Annotated in this window: 21 protein-coding genes; 12 read left to right on the top strand and 9 right to left on the bottom strand. The window is 63.0% G+C overall.

From position 1 onward, the window contains the following. The first annotated feature begins 66 nt into the window (after positions 1 to 66). Positions 67 to 408, top strand: a complete 342-nt coding sequence (locus PSO31014_RS12180; protein ID WP_246176610.1) for a hypothetical protein — start codon at positions 67 to 69, stop codon at positions 406 to 408. A gap of 434 nt (positions 409 to 842) precedes the next feature. Beyond that, entirely contained in the window at positions 843 to 2,051 is a 1,209-nt protein-coding gene (locus PSO31014_RS12175; RefSeq protein WP_150551865.1) for a ShlB/FhaC/HecB family hemolysin secretion/activation protein, read from the top strand. Here PSO31014_RS12175 and PSO31014_RS12170 read toward each other — a convergent pair. After that, a complete protein-coding gene (locus PSO31014_RS12170) occupies positions 2,035 to 2,583 on the bottom strand; it encodes an SLOG cluster 4 domain-containing protein (RefSeq protein ID WP_246176609.1) in 549 nt (182 codons plus the stop codon). The two genes, PSO31014_RS12175 and PSO31014_RS12170, sit on opposite strands and share 17 nt — an antisense overlap. A 343-nt stretch (positions 2,584 to 2,926) precedes the next feature. Between PSO31014_RS12170 and PSO31014_RS12165 the strand changes: the two genes are divergently transcribed. Then, complete coding sequence (locus tag PSO31014_RS12165; RefSeq protein ID WP_150551864.1) at positions 2,927 to 3,421, top strand: hypothetical protein; 495 nt, start codon at positions 2,927 to 2,929, stop codon at positions 3,419 to 3,421. 410 nt (positions 3,422 to 3,831) lie between these two features. Then, entirely contained in the window at positions 3,832 to 4,680 is an 849-nt protein-coding gene (locus PSO31014_RS12160; RefSeq protein WP_150551863.1) for an EamA family transporter, read from the top strand. 107 nt (positions 4,681 to 4,787) lie between these two features. Here PSO31014_RS12160 and PSO31014_RS12155 read toward each other — a convergent pair whose 3' ends face one another. The 7 genes from PSO31014_RS12155 to PSO31014_RS12125 all read right to left on the bottom strand — a co-directional run bounded on the left by PSO31014_RS12155 (position 4,788) and on the right by PSO31014_RS12125 (position 13,229). Then, positions 4,788 to 5,021 carry a formate dehydrogenase subunit delta gene (locus PSO31014_RS12155; RefSeq protein WP_130025382.1) on the bottom strand — a complete coding sequence of 78 codons (234 nt, stop codon included), beginning with the start codon at positions 5,019 to 5,021 and terminating at the stop codon, positions 4,788 to 4,790. A gap of 208 nt (positions 5,022 to 5,229) precedes the next feature. After that, a complete protein-coding gene (gene fdhF / locus PSO31014_RS12150; RefSeq protein ID WP_150551862.1) occupies positions 5,230 to 8,094 on the bottom strand; it encodes a formate dehydrogenase subunit alpha in 2,865 nt (954 codons plus the stop codon). Between the two features lie 13 nt (positions 8,095 to 8,107). Further along, positions 8,108 to 9,709, bottom strand: coding sequence for a formate dehydrogenase beta subunit (locus tag PSO31014_RS12145; RefSeq protein ID WP_150551861.1), 1,602 nt, complete (start codon positions 9,707 to 9,709; stop codon positions 8,108 to 8,110). Then, positions 9,706 to 10,173, bottom strand: a complete 468-nt coding sequence (locus tag PSO31014_RS12140) for a formate dehydrogenase subunit gamma (RefSeq protein WP_150551860.1) — start codon at positions 10,171 to 10,173, stop codon at positions 9,706 to 9,708. Before PSO31014_RS12140 ends, PSO31014_RS12145 begins: the two co-directional genes overlap by 4 nt. Positions 10,174 to 10,687: 514 nt before the next feature. Then, the gene (locus tag PSO31014_RS12135; RefSeq protein ID WP_017231700.1) at positions 10,688 to 11,401 is read right to left on the bottom strand and encodes a GntR family transcriptional regulator; all 714 of its coding nucleotides are present in this window, start codon (positions 11,399 to 11,401) and stop codon (positions 10,688 to 10,690) included. A 29-nt stretch (positions 11,402 to 11,430) separates the two neighbouring features. Beyond that, the gene (locus PSO31014_RS12130; RefSeq protein WP_017231699.1) at positions 11,431 to 11,649 is read right to left on the bottom strand and encodes a hypothetical protein; all 219 of its coding nucleotides are present in this window, start codon (positions 11,647 to 11,649) and stop codon (positions 11,431 to 11,433) included. Positions 11,650 to 12,215: 566 nt separating this feature from the next. After that, a complete protein-coding gene (locus PSO31014_RS12125) occupies positions 12,216 to 13,229 on the bottom strand; it encodes a 2-dehydropantoate 2-reductase (RefSeq protein ID WP_130025386.1) in 1,014 nt (337 codons plus the stop codon). Positions 13,230 to 13,968: 739 nt separating this feature from the next. Here PSO31014_RS12125 and oxlT point away from each other — a divergent pair. The 6 genes from oxlT (at position 13,969) to PSO31014_RS12095 (ending at position 22,115) form a co-directional block, all read left to right on the top strand. Further along, positions 13,969 to 15,315, top strand: a complete 1,347-nt coding sequence (gene oxlT / locus PSO31014_RS12120) for an oxalate/formate MFS antiporter (protein ID WP_150552079.1) — start codon at positions 13,969 to 13,971, stop codon at positions 15,313 to 15,315. Positions 15,316 to 15,507: 192 nt separating this feature from the next. Then, positions 15,508 to 17,298 carry an oxalyl-CoA decarboxylase gene (oxc, locus tag PSO31014_RS12115; protein WP_246176608.1) on the top strand — a complete coding sequence of 597 codons (1,791 nt, stop codon included), beginning with the start codon at positions 15,508 to 15,510 and terminating at the stop codon, positions 17,296 to 17,298. A gap of 25 nt (positions 17,299 to 17,323) precedes the next feature. Then, a complete protein-coding gene (frc, locus tag PSO31014_RS12110; RefSeq protein WP_150551859.1) occupies positions 17,324 to 18,574 on the top strand; it encodes a formyl-CoA transferase in 1,251 nt (416 codons plus the stop codon). A gap of 242 nt (positions 18,575 to 18,816) precedes the next feature. After that, complete coding sequence (locus PSO31014_RS12105) at positions 18,817 to 19,257, top strand: PAS domain-containing protein (protein WP_017231694.1); 441 nt, start codon at positions 18,817 to 18,819, stop codon at positions 19,255 to 19,257. A 699-nt stretch (positions 19,258 to 19,956) separates the two neighbouring features. Continuing rightward, positions 19,957 to 21,204: a formyl-CoA transferase gene (frc, locus tag PSO31014_RS12100; protein WP_130025388.1), complete on the top strand. Its 1,248-nt coding sequence runs from the start codon at positions 19,957 to 19,959 to the stop codon at positions 21,202 to 21,204. Between the two features lie 137 nt (positions 21,205 to 21,341). After that, positions 21,342 to 22,115: a fumarylacetoacetate hydrolase family protein gene (locus PSO31014_RS12095; RefSeq protein WP_150551858.1), complete on the top strand. Its 774-nt coding sequence runs from the start codon at positions 21,342 to 21,344 to the stop codon at positions 22,113 to 22,115. A gap of 62 nt (positions 22,116 to 22,177) precedes the next feature. On the opposite strand, the gene PSO31014_RS12090 is transcribed toward PSO31014_RS12095, so the two are convergent. Next, the gene (locus PSO31014_RS12090; protein ID WP_150551857.1) at positions 22,178 to 23,173 is read right to left on the bottom strand and encodes a LysR family transcriptional regulator; all 996 of its coding nucleotides are present in this window, start codon (positions 23,171 to 23,173) and stop codon (positions 22,178 to 22,180) included. A 250-nt stretch (positions 23,174 to 23,423) separates the two neighbouring features. On the opposite strand from PSO31014_RS12090, the gene PSO31014_RS12085 reads away from it, so the two are divergent. Both PSO31014_RS12085 and PSO31014_RS12080 read left to right on the top strand, forming a co-directional pair. After that, positions 23,424 to 23,798 carry an HAD family hydrolase gene (locus PSO31014_RS12085; protein ID WP_017231689.1) on the top strand — a complete coding sequence of 125 codons (375 nt, stop codon included), beginning with the start codon at positions 23,424 to 23,426 and terminating at the stop codon, positions 23,796 to 23,798. A 42-nt stretch (positions 23,799 to 23,840) separates the two neighbouring features. Beyond that, positions 23,841 to 24,257: Rossmann-fold NAD(P)-binding domain-containing protein (locus PSO31014_RS12080; protein WP_484555845.1), on the top strand; the 417-nt coding region annotated here is incomplete at its 3' end.

The raw sequence follows: 24,257 nt of genomic DNA, 5'->3' as shown, positions 1-24,257 counted from the left end.
TCGTCCCGGATGCCCTCGTCTCTCGCTCCTGTTTCGAGGCTCGCGTCGTCCGTCCGATTTTCTGCCTTGCGGGTTGCCCGCCATCGTCATGCGCTGGCTGCCGTCTTGTGTCTGCTGAGCCTGCCGGCGCTCGCCGACGTCACCCTCCAACGCGGCCCGCCACCGCCGCGCTTCGAGGATCCCCACGCGGCGCCCACGGGACAATTCTGGGTGCCGGGCTACTGGCAGTGGAAAGACGGCCGCTACGACTGGGTCGACGGGCACATGGAACCCAAGCGCCCGGGCATGCGCTACACGCCGCCGCACTGGGAGCAGACGGGCCGTGACGAATGGACGCTGCGCGACGGCGCCTGGGCGTCCACGGGCTGGGGGCCTGGCACGATTCACGAGATCCGCGCGCCCCAATGACGCCACGGTGTGAGGCCAAAGTGAAGCGAACCGATGGGCGTTGATTCAGCGGTAATCCGATCGATGGGGCCGCACTGCACGAGTCAATAAAAATGCCCGCGCGAGGCGGGCAAAAATCACTACAGGGGAAGTCACGCGATATGAGTGGTGGTCGGGTGAAAGAGTTCCCGGCGTTTTGCGACTGGCAGGCGGACACATGATCGACGTAAAATGGCCCTTTGTCGCTACATCCCCCACTTGTCGGACGCGGCGCACGACGCCGGTGGATGACATCAGCGCGGGGTGAGATTTTCAGGTGTCGAATGTCGGTAAAGCCGGTCGTGCGGAGTTGCCTCCTGTTGGCCGCGTGCCTGAATGCCGGGATGCCGGTGGGCGCGTACGCACAATCCTTGTTCTCGGATATCAATCCACCCTGTTTTACTGAGCGGAACGCTGTGTCCTACGGGTTGTGGGATCGCGGTCTCGCGCCTCAGTATTTCGTGCCGCCGCCACCGCCGCCTGCGCCGCCGGTGGCCACGGATCCTGATGCTGCCTCCGACCCCATTGCCTTGTTCGCGGGTGACGATCCGGATGCGGTCGCCGCCGCCGTCGAACGCGACGCCGCCAAGCGAGCCGCGCCTTCAGTGGCAAGTGACGTAGCCGCTGCCGGCGACGCGGTGGCCAAGGCCCCGCAGACGGCGTCGGATACGCAAGCGTCGAACGTCGATGCGTCGCAAGAGGCGCCGTCGGCACAAGCGCCGGCGCCATCGCCGCCACTACCGGCCGCCGATTTTGCCGTGGCGCCGGAGCTGAGCGCTGACGGCACAGCCATTTCCGCCGTCGACCTGGATGCTGCGGCATCGGCGGCATCGGCCGCGAGCGGCGAGCCGCCGCCGACCCCCGACATCGCGCCGCCCAATGCGTTTCTTGCGCGCGCCTCGTGTCTGCGCGGACTGCCGCGTTACGAGACTCGCGCGGATCGCAATATCCGCATGTTGATGCGTGGAGGGCTCGTGGTGCGCGACGCGCAGTTGCCGTTCGTCGCCACGCTCAGCCGCACGCCCGGCGAGGGTGCCGTGGGCCTTCAGGTGATCAACGAGCGGCCCTACCAGTTCAACGTCGGCATGAACAACAGCGGCATGACCTCCTCGGGCAAGATGCAGGGCACTGCGAATCTGTTGATGAACAACCCGCTGGGCATGTACGGGAAATTCAATACGACGCTCAGTCAGGATTTGCAGAATGCGCGTCGCGATGCGACGAACCGCGATCTGTCGGCCAATTACTCGGTGCCGATCGATGCCGACTGGACGGTTGGGATCATCGGCATGGCCAACGCGGCAAGGGACCAGATCGACGCCGGCATCACGCAGACACAGACATTGCAATGGCGTGTGCGCCGCGCGTTCGACTTCACGGCGAATGGCTCGACGGGCCTGGAACTGCGCTACAACAGGAGTCGTACGGAAGACCCGAACGCGCTTCACACCTACGACAGCTATGCCGAGGTGGGGCTAAGCCACACGCACAATTTCGGGGCGTCGAAGCTTGATCTGTCGGTGATGCAGCGCCTGAACGCGCCGTGGATGCCATCCTCGAGCGGCCTGCCGGGCTGGTCGTATCGCTTCCAGTCGGTCGACGCGAAGCTCACCGTACCGTTCTGACGAAATCCATCACGGTATCGAGCGATACCGTCCGCACGAGCGTCGCGGGCATATCCGCGAAATGCGCAGCGTCCCCGAACAGAATGACGGGCTTGCCGTAACGCACGGCGAGCCCGACTTCGTCGCGTGTACCGTGCTGGCCGGGCAGGGCGACGATGACATCGCTAGAAAGCACGTTGATGTGATTGCGCGAGAGCGTGCCTGGCGCCGCATCGGGCAGATGGCGCGGCAACGGGCTCACGATGGGCACTTCCACGAACGGATTCGGATAGCCGGGCGCCGGGCGAAACGTGGTCGGCTCGTCATCGTTGCCGACGGCCTCGGTCGGCACGATGCCGATACAGCGGCCCAGCCGTTGCGGCACGGCACAGAAGGCTTCACTCACGCTTGCCATCACGCCCTGTCCCCCGCCGGTGAGCAGGTGGAACCCGGCCATGGCGATCGCCCGGCCGAGCGGCGCGGCAAGTTCGGTCCACGGCTGTTTGCCGGAACCCATGACACCAATGGTTTGGGGACGCGCGGAATGGGTCATATCGGATGTCGGGATCGGGAGGAGGGGAATCGGCGCTGCCGATGATAAACGAGTTTGCCTGATGCGATAAGCGGCAGGGGAAGGCGACAGCGTGTCGGATCCGTCGGAAGGCGTGGGTCGACTGCCGGCATGACTGCGCAGCGAGGGGCGTACGGGAAAAAAAACCCGCCGGGTCGGCGGGTGAGGAAGCAGGCCTTCCACGGGGAAGTGAAAGCCCGATCTCGCGAGGTGTTTGCGAGACCCATGTAGTATCGTGACCCAAACGTCTGCTGGCTATGGGCCAAGTCCTAAAGTGCATGTAAGACGCTTTCCATTTCCGTTTCCCAACCTTTCTGACGTCCAGATGACCGAACCGACCGAAGCCACGCCGGCGAATGCCACCCAGATCGCTGCCATGCAGACGTTGCGCGCCGCGCTGCTTGCCCAGCACAAGGTTCTGATTGCCAATGATCGACTGCAATACGAAGCCGTCTTCGGACCGGTGCCGACCGGACGTTTCGTTCAGTTGCTGACCGAAGACGCCTGGTTCCGCTGGCTCGACCCGCTCTCGCGGCTGATTGTCGCCCTCGACGAATGGCTGGAGCAGACGCCGCCGCAGGCGGACGCCGGTATTGCCCTGGCCGACGAGGCGGCCAAGCTGTTCCGTCACACCGACATCGAGTTCGGCGAGCGTTATCGCCTGGCCTTGCAGCAGGCGCCGGACGCGGTGCTCGGCCAGAGTCAGGTCGTGGCGGCGCTGCGCGGCGCGCCGCAATCGCCGCCCGACGCATCCGGAAAATCCGATGCGCCGGTTGCGAAGGAGCCCGATGCGTCGGCAAATGAAGGCGACGGCACCTGAGCAGGGAGAGGGCGGACCGTCAAGCCGAAAATTTGTTCCGCGGCTGATCGTTTTTTGAGCATGGATCTTGACAGCCTTTGTTCGTGGGGCATTCGGGAGGGTGAGGGCAGGTTATCCAGTGGGTTATCCACACAGGGTGTGGACAACTTTTGCCGGCGCGGCGCCGGCGGCAGGTTGCTTGCGCGCCGTCGCCCGCCACAAGCGACCGCCAGTTTCGCCGTGGCCACCGAGCGGGCGATGTGAATCGATGACGTGAGGCGACGATCGCGAAGCGAACTGGCCCTGTAGGAATCCTTCACGTTGGCCCTATCTCGACGGGATCGCCGCTGCGACAATGGCGCTTTGCGTGCTGTCCGACGCGGGCGGCGTCAGTCGTCCGCCAGGGCATCCGCCTGTTGCGATCCATTCCCATGACAACCACCCCCATCGTGCTGTTGGTGCTGCTTTCGGCACTGATGCACGCCTCCTGGAACGCCTTTCTTCACGCCAGTCCCGATCGCGTTTGGCAAGTCGGCATGATGGCGGTGCCGCAAGCGCTCGCCGCCGTGGTCGGCATTGTGTGGCTGCCCCTACCGCCCGTACACGTTTGGCCGCTCATTCTCCTCTCAGCTGCCGCACAGGTCGCGTACACGGCGGCGCTCATCCGAGCCTATCGCGTCGGTGAGTTCGGGCAGATCTATCCCATTGCGCGCGGCATTTCTCCGTTGCTGATCTCGGGCGCGGCCCTACTGCTCGCGGGCGAGTGGCCGACCGGGATGGCAACGGGGGGCATCGTGTGCATTTGCGCCGGCATTTTGACGCTCGCGTTGCGCGGGCGCCGCTTCTCGGGCGACAGCGTGCCTGCCGCGTTGCTCACGGGTGTGTTCATTGCCGCGTACACGATCGTCGACGGCTTCGGCGTTCGATTGTCAAACGGCAACGGCTTTGGCTACCTCGCATGGGCCTACCTCTTCGCGAGCGTGCCGGTGATGGGTGCCGTGGCGACGTGGCGGGGCGGATGGCGCGGCATGTTCTTCGCGCCGCGCCGACGCGTGACGGAAGCGCTGGGGGCGGGCATCGTCGCGCAATGCGCCTATGCCATGGTGGTGTTCGCGCTGCAATACCTGCCGATGGGTGTCGTGTCGGCGCTGCGCGAGTCGAGCGCCATCATCGCGGTGCTGCTGGGCGGGTTGTTCCTGCGGGAAAAACTCAACGCCCGCCGCCTCGCGGCGTGCGGCCTTGTGGTCGGCGGGGCAGTACTCATCAAACTGGGCGCGTAGACGCCCATCAAAGCGGCACCCAAGCGGCACCCACGTGGCGACGCCCGTCACTACGTCAGTCGCCGCATGGGCCATGCCAACGGCCGAGCGATATTCCTGAGCTATGCTCAGCCGCGCGGCCAGAGTTCGGCGCGATGCGCCGTGATCGCCGCCACGACGATCTCGCGCATCCCATGTCCGTCGGTGGATTCGAGGTGTTCGAGAATCGTCATGCGCATGCGCGGTGCCCAGAAGCGTCGCAGGTGGCCTGCAATGTTGTCGAGCGCCTCACTGCGGTCGGGCATCGTCTCGAAGAAGTCCCCGATCTGATTGGCCATCTTGACCAGATTGTCGGTGTCCATGATCTGTTGTGTCCCCTGAATTCGTTCTCTGTGCGTTGGCCGCCGTCATTCACGTGGCCAATCGCGCGTCCGCCGCACCGTCTGATGGCAATCGACGGCGAGGCTCGCCGCAGCCGCCGGCGATGGACGCGGATTGTCCGTCGCAGCGCGCCGCATCGAAGGTCTCCGATGACGCGGCGCGCGTTGCTTCCTCTCTTCCTATACCGACTCAGCTCGCGTTGGCCTCGGTCGCGCCACGAGCGTGTTCAAGGAAGCCCTCTTGCTGACGATTGAAGTCCGAGTACTGGCGCTGCCATTCCGAAGGCTGCGCCACTGGCGTGACCTGCACCGCCGTCACCTTGTACTCGGGGCAGTTGGTCGCCCAGTCCGAGTTGTCGGTGGTGATCACGTTCGCGCCCGACTCCGGGAAGTGGAACGTTGTGTACACCACGCCGGGCTGCATGCGGTCGGTCACGACGGCGCGCAGCACGGTCTCGCCCGCGCGGCTCTGAATGCCGACCCAGTCGCCGTCCTTCACGCCGCGTTCTTCTGCATCGTGCGGATGGATGTCGAGCCGGTCCTCGTCATGCCAGTGAACGTTGTCCGTGCGGCGCGTCTGCGCACCGACGTTGTACTGCGACAGAATCCGCCCGGTGGTCAGGATGAGCGGGAAGCGGCGCGTGACCTTTTCATCCGTCGGCACGTACTGCGTGATGAGGAACTTGCCCTTGCCGCGCACGAATTCGTCGATGTGCATGACGGGCGTGCCGTCCGGTGCCGCTTCGTTGCACGGCCATTGCACGCTGCCCATCTTGTCGAGTTTCTCGTAGCTCACGCCGGTGAATGTCGGCGTGAGGCGTGCGATCTCGTCCATGATTTCCGACGGGTGCGAGTAGTGCATCTCGTAGCCCAGTCGCTTGGCCAGTTCGATCGTGACTTCCCAGTCGGCGTAACCGGCGCGCGGCGGCATCACCTGACGCACGCGCGAGATACGACGCTCAGCGTTGGTGAACGTGCCGTCCTTCTCCAGGAACGACGAGCCCGGCAGCAGCACGTGCGCATACTTCGCCGTTTCGTTCAGGAAGATGTCCTGCACGACGATGCACTCCATCTGCTCGAGCGCATGGGTCACGTGCTGCGTGTTCGGGTCGGACTGCACGATGTCCTCACCCTGGCAGTACAGGCCCATGAAGGTGCCGGCAATCGCCGCGTCGAACATGTTCGGAATACGCAGGCCCGGCTCGGACTGGATCTCGACGCCCCATTCCGCTTCGAACAGCGCGCGGGCGGTCGAATCCGACACGTGACGGTAGCCCGGCAGTTCGTGCGGGAACGCGCCCATGTCGCACGAGCCCTGCACGTTGTTCTGACCGCGCAGCGGGTTCACGCCCACGCCTTCACGGCCGATGTTGCCGGTGGCCATGGCGAGGTTGGCGATACCGATCACCGTCGTGGAGCCTTGCGCGTGCTCGGTCACCCCCAGACCGTAATAGATCGCCGCGTTGCCGCCCTTCGCATACAGACGCGCGGCACCGCGCACGAGGTGCGCCGGCACGCCGGTGTGTACTTCGGTCGCTTCGGGCGAGTTTTCGGCGCGAGCAGTGAACTCGCGCCACTGCTGGAACGCGCGGTCCTCGCAGCGCTCGGCAATGAACGCGTCGGCCATCAGGCCTTCGGTCACGATGACGTGCGCAAGCGCGTTGATCATCGCCACGTTCGTGCCGGGACGCAGTTGCAGGTGGTAGTCGGCCTTGATGTGCGGGCTGTTGACCAGGTCGATGCGGCGCGGGTCGATCACGATCAGCTTGGCACCTGCGCGCAAGCGCTTCTTCATGCGCGAGCCGAACACCGGGTGACCGTCGGTCGGGTTCGCGCCCATCACGAGAATCACATCCGAGTGTTCGACCGACTTGAAGGTCTGCGTGCCGGCCGATTCGCCGAGCGTTGCCTTCAGGCCGTAGCCGGTCGGCGAGTGGCACACGCGTGCGCAGGTGTCGACGTTGTTGTTGCCGAACGCGGCGCGCACGAGCTTTTGCACCAGGTAGTCTTCTTCGTTCGTGCAGCGTGACGACACCAGACCGCCGATCGAATCGCGCCCGTACTTGGCCTGAATGCGCTTGAACTCCGACGCCGCATAGTCGAGCGCCTCGTCCCACGACACGTCCTGCCACGGATCGGTGATTTTCTTGCGAATCTTGGGCGTCAGGATACGGTCCTTGTGCGTGGCGTAGCCCCAGGCAAAGCGGCCCTTCACGCAGGCGTGGCCTTCGTTGGCCTGGCCGTCCTTGTGCGGCACCATGCGCACGACTTCGTTACCCTTCATCTCCGCCTTGAACGAGCAACCCACGCCGCAATAGGCGCAGGTGGTGATCTTGGCGTGCTCGGCCTGGCCGAGATGGATGACCGACTTTTCCTGCAGCGTCGCGGTCGGGCAGGCGGCCACACAGGCACCGCACGACACGCACTCGGAGTCCATGAACGACTGATCCTGTCCCGCCGAGACGCGCGCTTCGAACCCGCGGCCCGAGATCGTCAGTGCGAATGTGCCTTGCGTTTCTTCGCAGGCGCGCACGCAACGGTTGCAGACGATGCACTTCGAGGCGTCGTAGGTGAAGTAGGGGTTCGACTCGTCTTTCTGGCTGTCGAAGTGATTGTCGCCGTCGAAGCCGTAACGCACTTCGCGCAGGCCCGTCACGCCGGCCATGTCTTGCAGTTCGCAGTCACCGTTGGCCGCGCAGGTCAGGCAATCGAGCGGGTGATCGGAGATGTACAGCTCCATCACGCCCTTGCGCAGTTCCTGCAGCTTCGGCGATTGCGTGCGCACCTTCATGCCCGGTTCGACGGGCGTGGTGCACGACGCGGGGTAGCCGCGTCGGCCTTCGATCTCGACGAGGCAAAGACGGCACGAGCCGAACGGCTCGAGCGAGTCGGTGGCGCACAGCTTGGGCACGTTCACGCCGCCTTCGGAGGCGGCGCGCATGATCGACGTGCCTGCGGGCACGGTGACCTGTTCGCCGTCGATCTCCAGCGTGACTTCCTGCGTCGATTCGCGGCGCGGGGTGCCGTAATCCTTCTCAAACATCGGGTCCATCATGGTGGGCGATCTCCTAGGCGGCCTGGGTCGGCAGATTCGACGGTTCGGCCGCGCCGAAGTCTTCGGGGAAATGGTTCAGTGCAGACAGCACGGGGTAGGGCGTCATGCCGCCCATCGCGCACAGCGAGCCGGAGAGCATGGTGTCGCACAGGTCGCGCAGCAGTTTGATCTGCTTGGGACGGTCGCGTCCGTCGATGATCTTGTCCATCACTTCGACGCCGCGCGTCGAACCGATGCGGCATGGCGTGCATTTGCCGCACGACTCGATGGTGCAGAACTCCATCGCATAGCGCGCGAGCTTGGCCAGGTCGACGGTGTCGTCATGCGCCACGATGCCGCCGTGGCCGAGCACCGCCCAGAGTGCGGCGAACGCTTCGTAGTCGAGCGGGGTGTCCCATTGCGATTCGGGCAGATAGGAGCCGAGCGGGCCGCCGACCTGTACCGCGCGCAGCGGGCGGCCGGTGATGGCGCCACCGCCGAACTCGTACAGGATGTCGCGCAGCGTCACGCCGAAGGCCTTCTCGATTAGGCCGCCGTACTTGATGTTGCCCGCGAGCTGGATGGGCAGCGTGCCGCGCGAGCGACCCATGCCGAAGTCCTTGTAGAACGCCGCGCCGCGATCCATGATGATCGGCACCGACGCCAGCGAAATCACGTTGTTGATGACTGTCGGCAAGCCGAAAAGCCCTTCGATGGCCGGCAGGGGCGGCTTGGCACGCACCACGCCGCGCTTGCCTTCGAGACTTTCCAGCAACGCGGTTTCTTCGCCGCACACGTAAGCCCCGGCCGCCTTGCGCACTTCGAGATGGAAGGCCTTGCCCGAGCCCAGGATGTCATCGCCCAGGTAGCCCGCGTTGCCGGCGTTGACGATGGCTTCGTTGAGCACATCGATGGAATGCGGATACTCGCTGCGTACGTAGATATAACCACGCGTGGCGCCCACGGCGATGCCGGCGATCGTCATGCCCTCGACGAGCACGAGCGGATCGCCTTCCATCAGCATGCGGTCGGCGAACGTGCCCGAATCGCCTTCGTCCGCATTGCAGACGATGTATTTCTGGGCGGCGGCCGTGTTGAGCACCGTCTTCCACTTGATGCCGGTCGGGAACGCCGCACCGCCGCGACCGCGCAGGCCCGATTCGGTGACTTGCGCGACGATGGCCGCACCGTCCATCGCGAGCGCATTGCGCAGACCGCGAAAGCCGTCGTGCGCAACGTAGTCGTCGACCGATACGGGATCGGTGATGCCCACGCGGGCGAACGTCAACCGTTCCTGCTTCTTGAAATACGGAATCTCTTCGGTCAGTCCGAGGGCGAGCGGATGATCGCCGCCGGCCGTGACGTTGGCATCGAACAGACCCGGGACGTCGTCGACATCGACCGGACCATAGGCGACCCGCCCTGCCGGGGTTGCGACTTCGAGCAGCGGTTCAAGCCACAGCATGCCGCGCGTACCGTTGCGCACCAGTTCGATGTCGATACCGCGCTGCGCGGCTTGCGCCATGATGGCGTCGGCGACATCGTCGGCACCGAGCGCGAGCGCGGCGGAGTCACGCGGCAGATAAAGCCGTACCTTGCCGGAGGACGACTGGGCGGAAGTGGAGGATTGGCTCATGCGGCATCCTTGGCGCGGGCGACCAGACGGTCGAATTTCTCGGGGGTGACGCGCGCGTGAAGCTTGTCGTCGATCGTGATCGCGGGTGACGTCGCGCATTGGCCCAGGCAATACACCGGTTCGAGCGCAACGTCGCCGTGATGACTGTGCATCGCGCAGCCCAGCACGCGTTCGGCATGCGCGACAAGCGCGTCGGCGCCCATGCTCTGACACGCCTCGGCGCGACAGATCTGCACGACGTGGCGCGGCGGCGGGCTGGTGCGGAAGTGGTGATAGAACGTGATCACGCCATGGACTTCGGCGCGAGACAGGTTGAGGGCGTTGGCGATGACGGGCACGGCGTCCGGGGGGACGTAGCCGAAAGCGTCCTGAACGTCATGAAGGATCGGCAGAAGCGGACCTTCCTGAGCCGAATGGGCGTCCAGAATCGCGTGCACCGTGGCGATGGAAAAAGCCTCGCGCATGGCTGTTGTCTCCTGTTTGGCACCCTGTGGGGAACGGGGCGCCTGAGGGTGTGAGTTATCTGTTCTTGTCTTGCCCTGGGGCGAGAGGCCCAATGGTCACATCCGGCGACGCTGCTCGGGTCTAGCGATCAGCGCGGCGCCGGACGAGCGTGCGGCACATAGCCCCCACCATATGCCGCACGAGCTCGGCCTCTCGCCCGTGGCTTACTTCGTCAACCTGCATCAACAAATCGGTGCTGCGGTACATCCGTATGTGAAACACGATATATGATATACGGTATACGTGCAATAGATTCGGCGCGGGTTTGACAGGCTCGTTTACCCGAATTGGGGGCTGAGACTTGGCTCCCGAATCCACCGCGATTGTCGAGACTGGGAGGGGAACAGACGGTACGCCGTGGGAGAGCACGCGATGGTGGAGGGGCAAAAGAAAAAAGCCAGCGACATACCGATGTCACTGGCTTTTTTTGCGTGTCGCGTCCGTTGCCGGGCGCGGCGCAGCGGTGGCCGCGCGTTATTCGAGGAAGTCGCAGTGCTCTTCGACGAAGGCGGCCAGACCCAGGGTATGGTCGCGTGCGAGCTTCTCGGCGAGTTCCGTGTCGCGCTTCTCGAGGGCGGTAATGATCTTCAGGTGATCGACAATCGAGCGGGCGGCTCGGTCGTTCTGAGCGATCGTCACCTTGCGGATGGCGCGCACGTGAATGAACAGGTTCTTGATCGTATTGGCGATGGCTTGCGAGCCGCCAAGATTGATCAGCGCCTGATGGAAGTCGATGTTCGCGTCCGAATACTCTTCGATATGATCCGTCGGCGGCGCATTGACGAACTCGTCGAACAGATGACGGAGCCTGACGATGTCCTCGTCGGTCGCGTGCAATGTCGCCAGACGCGCGGACATTCCTTCGAGGGCCGCCCACATCTGAATCATCTCGACGATTTCGCGCTTGGTCTTGCGGATGATGAAGATGCCCCGGCGTGGCACCGTCCGCAGAAAGCCTTCCTGTTCCAGCAAGGTCATGGCTTCGCGAATCGGCGTGCGCGAAACGCCGAGCACCTGGATGAGCTGACGCTCGTCCAGGCGAATTTCTTCCTTCTGGTTATAGATATCGGCATCGGCGATGGCTTTTTTCAGCAGCGCATACGCCTGATTGCGAAAACTCGTGGTGGTGTCGATCGGCTCCAGCGCGAGCGGAGTCACGCGCGCCGGAGTTGGGGTGATCAGGGACATGCAATAGTCTCCTAGGTATTACGGCCCCTTCAGAGGCGCAATGCTTGCTGCCCCACGATGGTTGCCGGCTTTGTAACGAGTTTACCCGATTCATTTGCCTGCGTGGTTTCCGCCAGGTAGGCGAAGCGGCCGTTCTTTTCGGCCTTTTCGAGCATCGAGGCCGGCAGGGCGACGAAGAGGTGAACCATCGCAACACCGGTGGCAAGGGCGGAAGCAAGGGCAAGCAAAGTCAGCGCAGCGACGAACATGGTGATACTCCTGATAAATGTTGACGAATGAAATGTGGGGGAGAACTTGCTTTGCATTGTATGTCGCGCTGCAACAAGTCTCAAGATATACCACATACCAAATACCAATATTTATCGTTTTTCGGGACGTTCCTTGTGTCGTTGCGATGCTTGACTGCCCGGATTTGTCTTTTTTTCCGATTTTGTTCTGTGGGTCGAGGGTGGCGGTGAACCTCCTGGGTGGTCCGTCAGGCTTGCATGAGTGCGGATTTCGGGACGCCCGTGGCGCGCGTGGTTTCAGGGAGAACCCGAAGTGCTCTAAACGTGGTGCAAAGGCGAATTATTGCGTTGCCGCGAAACCACGTCGGCAATGGTGTGGTTCGGTGCGACGGGGCGCCGGCTGTCGGCGAAAAATCGGCCGCGACCGGCGAATCGGTGGCGGCGCGCTTGAACGACGGCAGGGCGGGGCGGCCATCCAGTTCTTGCCGATGCTTGCGGCCGCCGCCTCTCTCTATATATAGAGGCTGATTCCCGCGGGACAGTGCTGTCAGTCCCGCGAGGGGTGTTTCTTGAAAACAACGTTTGACTCAGGCCGCTTTGGCCAGACGCGCTTGTGCGGCCGCGACGGCATCGGGCTGCGTCATGAACTCACGCTGTTTGATCAGCGCCAGCACCACGTCGAGCGTCGGTGTCGGCACGTTGGCGAGGCGCCCCATCTCCTGCACCACCGAGACGAGCGGATCGATTTCCATCGCGCGGCCACGTTCCAGATCCTGGAGCATCGACGTCTTGTGCGCGCCGACGGCACCCGCACCGTTGATGCGCCGCTCCACGTCGACGCGGAAATGCACGCCAAACTTGTCGCCGATCGCCTTGGCTTCGAGCATCATGGCGCGCGCAATGGCGCGCGTGCCCGGATCGCTCGCGATGATATCGAGCGTGCCGTGCGTGAGTGCCGAAATCGGGTTGAAGCAGAGGTTGCCCCAGAGCTTGAGCCAGATTTCGTCGCGGATGTTCTCGCGAATCGGCGCGTCGAGTCCGCCGGCGGTCATCAACTGCGAGAGCTTCTCCACGCGCTCGGTGCGCTCGCCGCTGGCTTCGCCCAAGGGAAACTTGTTACCGTAGACGTGCTGGATCACGCCGGGGGCCACCACTTCGGTGGCCGGATAGACCACGCAGCCAATGGCGCGCTCGGGGCCGAGCTGACGCCACTGACGGCCGCCCGGGTCGATGCTTTCGAGCGTCGTGCCTTCAAGCGCGCCGCCGTGCTTATAGAAGTACCAGTAGGGGATGCCATTCACGGCCGTGACGACCGCCGTATTCGGACCGATGAGCGGCTGCATCGCGTCGAGTACCGCCGGGACCGAATGCGCCTTCAACGCGATGATCACGTAATCCTGCGGACCGAGTTCACGCGGATCGTCCGTGCAACGCAGTTGGGCGACGCGCTCCTCGCCATCGATCAGCAGCTTGAGTCCGTGCTCGCGCATGGCGGCCAGATGCGGACCGCGCGCCACTAGACTGACATCGGCTCCGGCGTGCGCGAGTTGCACGCCGAGATAGCCACCGATGGCACCGGCGCCATAGATGCAAATCTTCATGAAGTCTCTCCCTCCAAAGGTGAATCGAAACCTGGGCCTGGTACTGGCCGTTTATTCTTCTAATACCAAATGTTGTATATCGTATATCACAAGAACCAGAGCGCCAAGCCTTCCGGGGTCAATTCCCGTCATGGTTTCCCCGCAGATGCCCCAAAAGCGGCGTCCGGATGTGTGAGCGCATCGGGCATGAAAGGAGGGCGTGGAAAACGCTCTACGCGTCCCTTAGGTGAATTATTACGGTGTGTTACAAGAAGTTCGCGATGGCGTCATAACGGGCTTCTTGTGAGAAAAAGTATCGAAAATATCGTCTTGTGTTGGTTTTAAAAATTGCCAAGGAGACCGATATAAAAGGGCTGAGTGCCTTATTGGGCAAGCCTTTCGGATCAGGTTAACTCCTTAGTATTTTCGCATTGCGTTGTTGCGTCGGTCGGGCCTACAGTGGCGTTACTGTATCTAGCCGCCACTTAGAACAGTGCCTCGTGTGCCGTAATGGTTTTCGCTGCAATGGACGAAAACGACTGCGGTACACGAAGCGGAAGACGAGGATCGCAATAAATTAGTGTTGACTTATATCTGATATATCGTATATTTCGTTCGGTATATTTACGGGAAATGCAATGGACCCCGTAAGCATCAGAGACAAGTCGACGAGGCGAAGACCTCGTAAAGCATACCCAGGGGGCACAGACCCCATCCGGAAGGTGTTGTTGTTGTGAAGCTGCCAAACAACTGGAAACCGATGGAGGAGGTACAAGTGGAGACGAAAAATCAACACGGTAAGCAATCCGTGTTCGCGAGCCCTTGGGTTCAGCTCGTGTTCGGCGTGATTTGCATGGCGATGATCGCCAACTTGCAATATGGGTGGACGCTGTTCGTCAACCCGATCGATGAGAAGTATCACTGGGGCCGTACGGCCATTCAGGTGGCGTTCACGATTTTTGTCGTGACCGAAACCTGGCTGGTGCCGATCGAAGGGTATCTGGTCGACAAGTTCGGCCCGCGCCCGGTGGTGGTCGGGGGTGGTCTGTTGTGCGGTGTCGCCTGGGTGTTGAATGCCCATGCCTCTTCGCTGCCGATGCTGTATTTCGCGGCGGCTGTGGGCGGGGTGGGTGCCGGTGCGGTATATGGCACCTGCGTGGGTAATGCGTTGAAGTGGTTCCCGGATCGCCGCGGCTTGGCTGCGGGCTTGACTGCTGCGGGTTTCGGCGCGGGTTCCGCACTGACGGTGGTGCCGATTGCCAACATGATCAAGTCGAGCGGCTACGAGAACACCTTCCTGACCTTCGGTCTGGGCCAGGGGATCATCGTGCTGCTGCTGGGTCTGGCGCTCTGTAACCCGCCGGCGTCGATCGAGGCGCTCAGGAAGTTGGCCCCGGGTGCCATGCGTTACAACGCCAAGCCGACGGAAGTGATGCGCTCCCCGGTGTTCTGGATGATGTATCTGATGTTCGTGCTGATGGCCGCCGGCGGTTTGATGGCGACGGCACAGCTCGGCCCGATCGCCAAGGACTACGGTCTCGATCAGGCACCGGTGTCGATCCTCGGTCTGACGCTGCCCGCACTCACCTTCGCACTGGCTATCGACCGTGTGCTCAACGGGGTGACGCGTCCGGTGTTCGGCTGGATCTCGGACAAGATCGGTCGCGAAAACACGATGTTCATCGCCTTCGCGATGGAAGCCGTCGGGATTTATGCCTTGGCCAAGTTCGGCCAGCACCCGGTGGCCTTCGTGATCCTGACGGGGCTGGTGTTCTTCGCCTGGGGGGAGATCTACAGTCTGTTCCCTGCGACCTGCGCCGACACGTATGGCTCGAAGTACGCCGCCACCAACGCGGGGATGCTCTACACCGCGAAGGGGACCGCCGCGTTGCTGGTGCCCTTCTCGAGCATCATCACCACGTCGACCGGCAGTTGGCAGGCTGTGTTCATGATCGCTTGCGCCATGAACGCCTTCGCTGCCTTCCTTGCCTTGTTCGTCCTCAAGCCGATGCGTGCCCGACTGGCACAGCGTTACGCCAGTGACTACAAGGCGCAAGCCAGCGAGCCGGTCGTACAGGCGGCGGATCTATCGCGCAGTACCACGTAACGTGAACTGACGATGTGAAGACGCCGCCTGAGCGGCTGGATTGAAGAGATGTTTGACCGGCGTGCAATCCGTGCCCTTGTGGGGGCCGGTTGCACGGCCGGGTGAGCAAGTAGCGCAGCAGTTTGGGAATACCCATTAATCGTCAGACAAGACGACGCAACACTGAAACCGGAAAAATTGGAGGAGAGAATTATGTCCATTGCGATGACCGTGCCAGTCGGCAAAGCGGAAAACGACACCGCGGGCAACACGCTCAATGACACCAGCCGACACGCGAACATCGTGTCCGAGGCAGCAACGACCGATGGCTTCCATCTGATCATTGACGCCCTGAAAGCGAACGACATCGACACCATCTTCGGTCTGGTGGGGATTCCCATCACCGATCTGGCTCGACTCGCGCAAGCCGAAGGCATGCGTTTCATCGGCTTCCGCCACGAACAGCATGCCGGACATGCGGCGGCCATCGCCGGCTACATGACGCAAAAGCCCGGCATCTGCCTGACCGTGTCCGCCCCTGGCTTCCTGAATGGCCTGACCGCCCTCGCCAACGCGACCACCAACTGCTTCCCGATGATCCTGATCAGCGGTTCGAGCGAGCGTGAGATCGTCGACCTGCAGCAGGGCGATTACGAAGAGATGGACCAACTCAATGCGGCCAAGCCGTATTGCAAGGCGGCCTACCGCGTGCTGCATGCCGAAGACATCGGCGTTGGCCTGGCCCGCGCCATTCGCGCCGCCGTGTCGGGTCGCCCGGGCGGCGTCTACCTGGATCTGCCGGCCAAGCTGCTGGCCCAGACCATCGACGCACAGAAGGCGAAAGACTCCCTGATTCGCGTGATCGACGCCGCACCGCGTCAGATCCCGGCACCGGATGCCGTCCAGCGCGCGCTCGACGTCATCAAGGGCGCCAAGCGTCCGCTGATCTTGCTCGGCAAGGGCGCTTCGTACGCGCAAGCCGACGCCGACATTCGCGCCCTCATCGAGAAGACCGGCATTCCCTACCTGCCGATGTCGATGGCCAAGGGTCTGCTGCCCGACACGCATGAGCAATCGGCCGCGGCCGCACGTTCGTTCGTGCTGCAGGAAGCCGACGTCGTCGTACTGATCGGCGCGCGCCTGAACTGGCTGCTCGCGCACGGCAAGGGCAAGACGTGGGGCGCTGCCCCGAAGAAGTTCGTGCAGATCGACATCTCGCCGACCGAAATCGACAGCAACGTGGCCATCGCGGCCCCGGTGATCGGTGACATCGGCTCGTGCGTGTCGGCACTGCTCGCCGGCGTGGACGCCAACTTCGGCAAGCCGTCGACCGAATGGACCGGCGCCATCGCCGAGCGCAGGAGCAAGAACCTCGCGAAGATGGCGGCAACGCTGGCGCAGAATCCGTCGCCGATGAACTTTCACAGCGCGCTGGGCGCGATTCGCGACGTGCTCAAGCAGCATCCGGACATCAACCTCGTCAACGAAGGTGCGAACACGCTCGACTACGCGCGCGCCATCATCGACCAGTACCAGCCGCGCAAGCGCTTCGACTCGGGTACGTGGGGCGTGATGGGCATCGGCATGGGCTTCGCGATCGGCGCGGCCGTCACCAGCGGTCAGCCCGTCGTGGCCATCGAAGGCGACAGCGCATTCGGCTTCAGCGGCATGGAACTCGAAACCATCTGCCGTTACGAGCTGCCGGTCACGACCATCATCTTCAACAACAACGGTGTGTATCGCGGCACCGACGTCAATCCGACGGGCGGCAAGGACGTGGCACCGACGGTGTTCGTCAAGGGCGCGCGCTACGACAAGATGATCGAAGCGTTCGGCGGCATCGGCTACCACGTCACCACGCCGGAAGAACTGACGAAGGCGCTCCAGGAGTCCATCGCAGCAGGCAAGCCGGCGCTGATCAACGCCGTCATCGACGAAGCGGCGGGCACCGAAAGCGGCCGTCTGACCAACCTGAATCCGCAAAGCGCGGCGATGAAAAAGTAACTCGAGTCAATTAAGGAGACATGACATGAGCAAACCCCTCGAAGGTATCAAGATCATCGACTTCACGCACGTTCAAGCCGGCCCCGCCTGCACGCAGTTGCTGGCCTGGTTCGGTGCGGACGTCATCAAGGTGGAACGCCCGGGTTCGGGCGACGTCACGCGTAACCAACTGCGCGACATCCCCGACGCCGACGCCTTGTACTTCACGATGCTCAACAGCAACAAGCGTTCGCTGACGCTGGACACGAAGACGCAGGAAGGCAAGGAAGTTCTCGAAAAGCTGGTGCGTGAATCCGACGTGCTGGTGGAAAACTTCGGCCCGGGCGCGCTGGATCGCATGGGCTTCTCGTGGGAGCGTCTGAACGAACTCAACCCGAAGCTGATCATGGCCTCGGTGAAGGGCTTCTCGGACGGTCACCACTACGATGACCTGAAGGTGTACGAGAACGTGGCGCAATGCGCCGGTGGCGCGGCATCGACGACGGGCTTCTGGGACGGCCCTCCGACGGTGTCGGCCGCAGCGCTGGGCGACAGCAACACCGGGATGCACCTCGCGATCGGCATTCTGACGGCAATCATCGGCCGTGGCCAGACGGGCCGTGGTCAGAAGGTCGCCGTCTCGATGCAGGACTCGGTCATCAACCTGTGCCGCGTGAAGCTGCGCGACCAACAGCGTCTTGACCGTATCGGCTACCTCGAAGAGTATCCGCAGTACCCGCATGGCGAGTTCAGCGATGTGGTGCCGCGCGGCGGTAACGCAGGCGGTGGCGGCCAGCCGGGCTGGGTGCTCAAGTGCAAGGGCTGGGAGACGGACCCGAACGCTTACATCTACTTCACGATTCAGGGTCACGCCTGGGAGCCGATTTGCCGCGCGCTGGGCAAGCCGGAGTGGATCGAAGATCCGAACTACGCCACGCCGCAAGCGCGTCAACCGCACATCTTCGAAATCTTCGCGACCATCGAAGCCTGGCTGGCCGACAAGACGAAGTACGAAGCGGTCGACATCCTGCGCAAGTTCGATATCCCGTGCGCACCGGTTCTGTCGATGAAGGAAATCGCGAACGACCCGTCGCTGCGCGCGTCGGGCACGATCGTGGAAGTGCCGCACAAGGAGCGTGGTACGTACCTGACCGTTGGCAGCCCGATCAAGTTCTCGGGTCTGAAGCCGGAAATCACGGGTTCGCCGCTGCTGGGTGAGCATACCGACGAGATCCTGTCCGAGCTGGGCTACAGCAAGGACCAGATCGCAAACCTGCATTCGTCGCGGTCGGTTTAAGTCCGCGAGGGCGGAACGAGTCAGGCTAAGCCCGGCTCGCCGCCAATGCGCCGTCTGTGCTGCCGCCGCCTCCGGGCGGTGACGGCGCACTGGGCGCAAGGCAGGGATTCATGGGTGCGGCGCCGAGCGGAGCCAGCACCCATTTTTATTTTCGGGACCGTGTTGTCCTCTAATTGATGTACTTTATTGGCATGTTTGGTATCCCTGCCAATCGCATTTCCCACAAGATTATTGGAGACATCATGAGCGCATCCGTCGACGTCAGTCAGTTGGTCCAGGTAGTGGGCGACGCCATCGTCGTGGCCGATCCGAACAACATCATCACGCTGTGGAACAGCGGCGCGCAGAAGATGTTCGGCTTCTCCGAGGCCGAGGCGCTCGGGCAGCCGCTGGACATCATCATTCCCGAGCGGCTGCGCGCGCGCCACAATGAAGGCTATGTGAAGACGATGGAGACCGGGCAGACGAAGTACGGCAGCGATCTGCTCAAAGTCCCCGCCGCGCACAAGGACGGCCGCGCCATGTCGATTGCGTTCACCGTGGCGTTGTTGCACGGCGAGGGCGGTGAAGTCACCGGCATCGTGGCCGTGATTCGCGACGAGACTGCGCGCTTCCAGGAAGATCGTCAGTTGCGCAAGCGCGTGGCGGAACTCGAGGCGAAGGTGGCTGCCACCGCCGGCTGAACGCTCGATGCCGGTCGACGTAGCGCGGTGCGCCTGGGGTCGCCGCTAACGCCCAGCCGTCACCGCCAGAGACAGGAAGCACCGATTCGCAACGCGCCCGATAGGGCGGCGTCGCGAATCGGTGCTTTTTGCATTTCGGCCGCCAGGAAAAGGCGATGCGGCGGTACGTGAATATTTTGTATTCAATATATTCACTGGACTTGCCAGGAATCCGCACCGCAGGCGACCGAATTTCATCGCGGTGACACATGCCTGTAAACCCGTAGCCCGGTCGGATCGCATGGACCATGTTGCGGTGCGGACTCCCTTGATACATGGGGATTCCGGCGATTTTTTGCCGATCGATGCGGCGAGACAGCAAATCTCATCGGCAACAAAAAGCCGTTGATAAAATATCGTGTATGAAATACTGTATATCACAGCAATCGATCCACGATGGGGATGGCGCCCGCAGAGGCGACAACCATCGAGCGATCAGGCGAGCCCCGCGTGTCGTCGCGTCTCGCGCACCGATTACATAAACGCCGTCGCATCAGGAGGAGACAAACCATGATCATCGTCGCCAGTATCCGGCGCGAAGCCCGCCCAGCGCGTGGCACGCACATTGAGCAGGTCGCGGCATGTGCCGTGCGCCATGCGCGAGTTCAACTGTCGGCTTCGGGCGCAGTTGCCCGGACCACGTGCTGAGCGGAGCCGATCATGGGCAAGGCACTTGAAGGTGTGCGCATTCTCGACTTCACGCACGTGCAGTCGGGGCCGACTTGCACGCAGTTGCTCGCCTGGTTCGGCGCGGACGTGATCAAGATCGAACGCGCGGGACACGGCGACGTGACGCGCGATCAACTGCGCGACATTCCCGACGCGGACAGTCTCTACTTCACGATGCTCAACAGCAACAAGCGTTCGATCACGCTCGACACGAAGCACCCGGAAGGCAAGGCGGTGCTCGAGCGCATGATCCGCGACTGCGACGTGCTCGTTGAGAACTTCGCCCCCGGCGCGCTCGATCGCATGGGCTTCACGTGGGAGCACATCCACGCGTTGAACCCGCGCATGATCGTGGCCTCGGTCAAGGGCTTCGGACCCGGTCCGTACCAGGACTGCAAGGTCTACGAGAACGTGGCGCAGTGCGTGGGCGGTGCGGCGTCGACGACCGGTTTCGACGACGGCCCGCCGATGGTCACGGGGGCGCAGATCGGCGACTCGGGCACGGGGCTGCATCTGGCGCTGGGCATCGTTACGGCGCTGTATCAGCGCACGATGACCGGACAGGGCCAGCGCGTGCTCGCCGCCATGCAGGACGGGGTGTTGAACCTGTGCCGCGTGAAGCTGCGCGACCAGCAGCGCCTGGAGCGCGCGCGCGTGATGGAAGAGTATCCGCAGTTCCCGAACGGCGAGTTCGGCGATGCCGTGCCGCGTGCCGGCAATGCGTCGGGCGGCGGCCAGCCGGGCTGGATTCTCAAGTGCCAGGGCTGGGAGACCGACCCGAACGCGTACATCTACTTCATCGCGCAGGCACCCGTGTGGGGCTCGATCTGCAAGGTGATCGGCAAGCCCGAGTGGGTCGAGCATCCCGACTACGCCACGCCGCGTGCCCGTCTGCCGCGTCTGCGCGAGATCTTCGACACAGTTGAACACTGGACCATGACCAAGACGAAGTTCGAGGTCATGGCAATCCTCAACGAGTACGACATCCCGTGCGGTCCGATTCTGTCGATGAAAGAGATTGCCGAGGATATGTCGCTTCGCGAGACGGGGACCATCGTCGAAGTCGATCACCCGAAGCGCGGCAAGTACCTCACCGTCGGCAACCCGATCAAGCTCTCGGCCAGCCCTACGCACGTGGAGCGCTCGCCGCTGCTTGGTGAACACACCGACGACGTGCTTTCGGAATTCGGCTACAGCACACAGCAGATCGCGGCACTGCGCGAAATCGGCGCGGTGTAAGCAGCGCCGTGTAAGCGGCGTCGCACGAACGCAAGTCGTCTGCACGAGGCAGATGGGAATGACGTCACGACATCGCGTCCGGCGCGCGAACGGCGAACCCTGCCGTAGCGCCGGGCGGTTACAGATAAGGCATACGCATGAAGCTCTGGACCCGTTTCAAGACCGCGCATGGTCGCATCGGCTTTGGCCTGCTGCAGGACGACCATATTCTCGAACATCGCGGCAATCTCTACGATCAGCCGATCGCCACGGGCGCGACGATCGCGCGCGATACGGTCGATCTGCTGTGCCCGTGCGAGCCCTCGAAAATCGTGGCGCTGTGGAACAACTTTCACGCGCTCGGCGCGAAGCTCGGCAAGGCCGCGCCGTCGCATCCGCTCTTTCTCATCAAGCCGGCCACGTCGCTGAACGGGCCCGACGCGGTGATTCAGCGTCCCCCGTCGTATGCGGGCAAGATCGTGTTCGAGGGCGAGCTGGGCGTTGTGATCGGCAAGCGCGCGAGCCAAGTGAGCGAGGAAGCCGCGCGCGATTACATCCTCGGCTACACGTTGGTCAACGACGTGACCGCCGCTGAAATCATCGAGCAGGACGGCAACTTCGCACAGTGGACGCGGGCCAAGGGCTTCGACACGTTCGGCTGTCTCGGCCCCGTCATTGCACAGGATTTCGACTGGCGCGAGGCGGAGGTCGTCACGCGGCTCGACGGCACGGAGCGTCAGCGCTATCCGCTCGCCGACATGATCTTCAACCCGTGGCAACTCGTCGCGCGTATCTCACAGGACATGACCCTGATGCCGGGGGACGTGATCGCCGTGGGCACCTCGATTGGCGTGGGCTCGATGAAAGAGGGCGCGCTGGTCGAGGTGAGCATCGACGGACTGGGGACGTTGGCCAACCGCATGGGCGGCTGAGGGAGCAATCGATTTCACGGTGGTCGGCCGGGGTGGCAAAGGCCTGAGTCGATCGCCCTTTTTCATTCGGCGGATCCGGGATCTGTCCGGCGCGCGGCGGCGTGATCGCCGCCGCGCGCAGCGGGAGGCGGCACGGGACTCTTGTAGGCCATCATGCCGTCGATGAGCGCAGCGCCTTCGGCCAGCAGGAATTCCCGGAAGGCGAGCGCGACCGGCGGCAGCCGCTTGCTGCGACGATGCACGACGTACCAGCTTTGCCAGGCCGGAAAGCCCTGGACGTCGAGCACCGTCAACTGACCGGTCTGAAGCTCCATGCCAACGGTATGGGCCGACAGGAAGCTGATGCCCATGCCCGCCACGACCGCTTGCTTGATGGTTTCCGTGCTGGCGATCTCCATCGTGATTTTCAGTCGCTGGGTGCGCTGACCAAAGGCGTCCTGCAGGGAATTCCACGTGTCGGATCCGCGCTCGCGGCTGATGAACGGTTCTTCCGTCAGACGCGAGAAGGGAATCTGACGCTGGCTGGCCAGCGGATGATCCGGCGGTGCCACGATGACATACGGATGGGGCGCGAAGGCTTCGTTGATCGTGTCGATCTCCGGCGGCGGACGCACCATCACGGCCAGATCGGTGAGGTTTTCGGTGAGCTGATGCAGGAGTTCCTCGCGGTTATGAACCGTGAGATTGAGCGTCACGCCGGGATGGCGTGCGGTAAAGGCCGCAAGCAACCTGGGAAAGAAATAGTCTCCCGCGCTGATCACGGCCACGTTGAGCTTGCCGCCCGTGATGCCCTTGAGGTGATCCATTGCCTCTTCGGTTTCGCGAAAGAGCGCAATGATCGCGCGGCTGTAGTGGAGCATTTCGGCGCCCGCCGGCGTGAGGAAGACCTTCTTGCCCAACTGCTCGAACAGCGGCAGGCCGACGTGACTCTCGAGCTGCTTGACCTGTGTCGAGACGGCCGGTTGCGTGAGGTGAAGTTCTTCGGCGGCGCGCGAAAAGCTCAAATGGCGCGCCACGGCTTCGAAGACCTTGAGTTGACGGAGCGTGGCGTGTTTCATGCGGCGGTCATCCTGACATCGGCGGGGCGGCGGAACGATTTCCGCACGCTAAGCGTTGCCGAAGAAGTATAAGTAATCGTAGATGGTTTGCATAATTAACTTTAACTGTCTTTTATGGATCGGGCTGCGTAATCTGCAATGGCGGCCCGCATGAAAGTGATGTGACAGCAAAGCGTCGGTGACCTGTCATGTCAGGCGAGCGCGGGTCTGCGTGTTCTGGAGACGATCACTGTTTTGGGAGAGCGCCATCATGTCTGTCATCGAATCGCATATCAAACCCGCCGCCCTGGCACCGGTTGCCAACGCCCATCTGCATGCGTTCAACAACGCATTCGTCGAATTGGGGCTGGACTGGTATTGGGACCACCCCACCTATGCCCGTTTGCTGCACGCGACCGGGAACCAAGATTTACCGCTGGCGTATCTCGAAGGCGCTTCGGCGCAGGCGTTGCGCATGGCCGAGCTGTTGCTGATCGGGGCTTACCTCGACGGACATCAGCCGCATCTGCTGCGCGCCTACGAGCCGGAATTCCTGTGCGACTTGATTCACTGCACCAAGGTGCGTTGCTTCGAAGCGGCCAATGAAGGGCGTTCGATGCAGTCGCCGAGAGCCGTTGCGGCCTGAGTTTCACAACATGACAGGGGCTCAGACCCCGAGACAATAACTATGCATATTGGCATTCCAAAGGAGACGGCCGCCGGCGAATCCCGCGTCGCGGCCACACCGGAAACGGTGAAGAAGCTGGTGGGCGCAGGGCATCGCGTCACCGTGGAGCGTGGTGCGGGCGAGGCGGCCAGCGTGCCTGATGCGGCGTATGTCGCAGCGGGCGCGTCGAGCGGTAGCGCGGCCGAAGCCCTTGGCGCCGAGTTGGTGCTCAAGGTACGCGCGCCGTCGATCGCGGAAATCGCGTTGATTCCACGTGGCAGTGCGGTGGTCGGCATGCTCAACCCGTTCGATGCCGAGAACAATGCGCGCATGGCGGCGGCGGGTGTCATTGGTTTCGCCTTGGAAGCCGCGCCGCGGACCACGCGTGCGCAAAGCATGGACGTGTTGTCCTCGCAGGCCAACATCGCCGGCTACAAG

Source organism: Pandoraea soli (genome assembly GCF_902459595.1).
In the GTDB taxonomy this organism is placed as follows: Bacteria; Pseudomonadota; Gammaproteobacteria; order Burkholderiales; family Burkholderiaceae; genus Pandoraea; species Pandoraea cepalis.
This window is presented reverse-complemented; position numbering and strand designations above follow the sequence as displayed.

Excerpts from the sequence above, each read along its gene's own strand:
- PSO31014_RS12170 (WP_246176609.1), bottom strand. The coding sequence starts at position 2,583 with ATGACCCATTCCGCGCGTCCCCAAACCATTGGTGTCATGGGTTCCGGC.
- PSO31014_RS12165 (WP_150551864.1), top strand. The coding sequence starts at position 2,927 with ATGACCGAACCGACCGAAGCCACGCCGGCGAATGCCACCCAGATCGCT.
- PSO31014_RS12160 (WP_150551863.1), top strand. The coding sequence starts at position 3,832 with ATGACAACCACCCCCATCGTGCTGTTGGTGCTGCTTTCGGCACTGATG.
- PSO31014_RS12155 (WP_130025382.1), bottom strand. The coding sequence starts at position 5,021 with ATGGACACCGACAATCTGGTCAAGATGGCCAATCAGATCGGGGACTTC.
- fdhF (WP_150551862.1), bottom strand. The coding sequence starts at position 8,094 with ATGATGGACCCGATGTTTGAGAAGGATTACGGCACCCCGCGCCGCGAA.
- PSO31014_RS12145 (WP_150551861.1), bottom strand. The coding sequence starts at position 9,709 with ATGAGCCAATCCTCCACTTCCGCCCAGTCGTCCTCCGGCAAGGTACGG.
- PSO31014_RS12140 (WP_150551860.1), bottom strand. The coding sequence starts at position 10,173 with ATGCGCGAGGCTTTTTCCATCGCCACGGTGCACGCGATTCTGGACGCC.
- PSO31014_RS12135 (WP_017231700.1), bottom strand. The coding sequence starts at position 11,401 with ATGTCCCTGATCACCCCAACTCCGGCGCGCGTGACTCCGCTCGCGCTG.
- PSO31014_RS12130 (WP_017231699.1), bottom strand. The coding sequence starts at position 11,649 with ATGTTCGTCGCTGCGCTGACTTTGCTTGCCCTTGCTTCCGCCCTTGCC.
- PSO31014_RS12125 (WP_130025386.1), bottom strand. The coding sequence starts at position 13,229 with ATGAAGATTTGCATCTATGGCGCCGGTGCCATCGGTGGCTATCTCGGC.
- oxlT (WP_150552079.1), top strand. The coding sequence starts at position 13,969 with ATGGAGGAGGTACAAGTGGAGACGAAAAATCAACACGGTAAGCAATCC.
- oxc (WP_246176608.1), top strand. The coding sequence starts at position 15,508 with ATGTCCATTGCGATGACCGTGCCAGTCGGCAAAGCGGAAAACGACACC.
- frc (WP_150551859.1), top strand. The coding sequence starts at position 17,324 with ATGAGCAAACCCCTCGAAGGTATCAAGATCATCGACTTCACGCACGTT.
- PSO31014_RS12105 (WP_017231694.1), top strand. The coding sequence starts at position 18,817 with ATGAGCGCATCCGTCGACGTCAGTCAGTTGGTCCAGGTAGTGGGCGAC.
- frc (WP_130025388.1), top strand. The coding sequence starts at position 19,957 with ATGGGCAAGGCACTTGAAGGTGTGCGCATTCTCGACTTCACGCACGTG.
- PSO31014_RS12095 (WP_150551858.1), top strand. The coding sequence starts at position 21,342 with ATGAAGCTCTGGACCCGTTTCAAGACCGCGCATGGTCGCATCGGCTTT.
- PSO31014_RS12090 (WP_150551857.1), bottom strand. The coding sequence starts at position 23,173 with ATGAAACACGCCACGCTCCGTCAACTCAAGGTCTTCGAAGCCGTGGCG.
- PSO31014_RS12085 (WP_017231689.1), top strand. The coding sequence starts at position 23,424 with ATGTCTGTCATCGAATCGCATATCAAACCCGCCGCCCTGGCACCGGTT.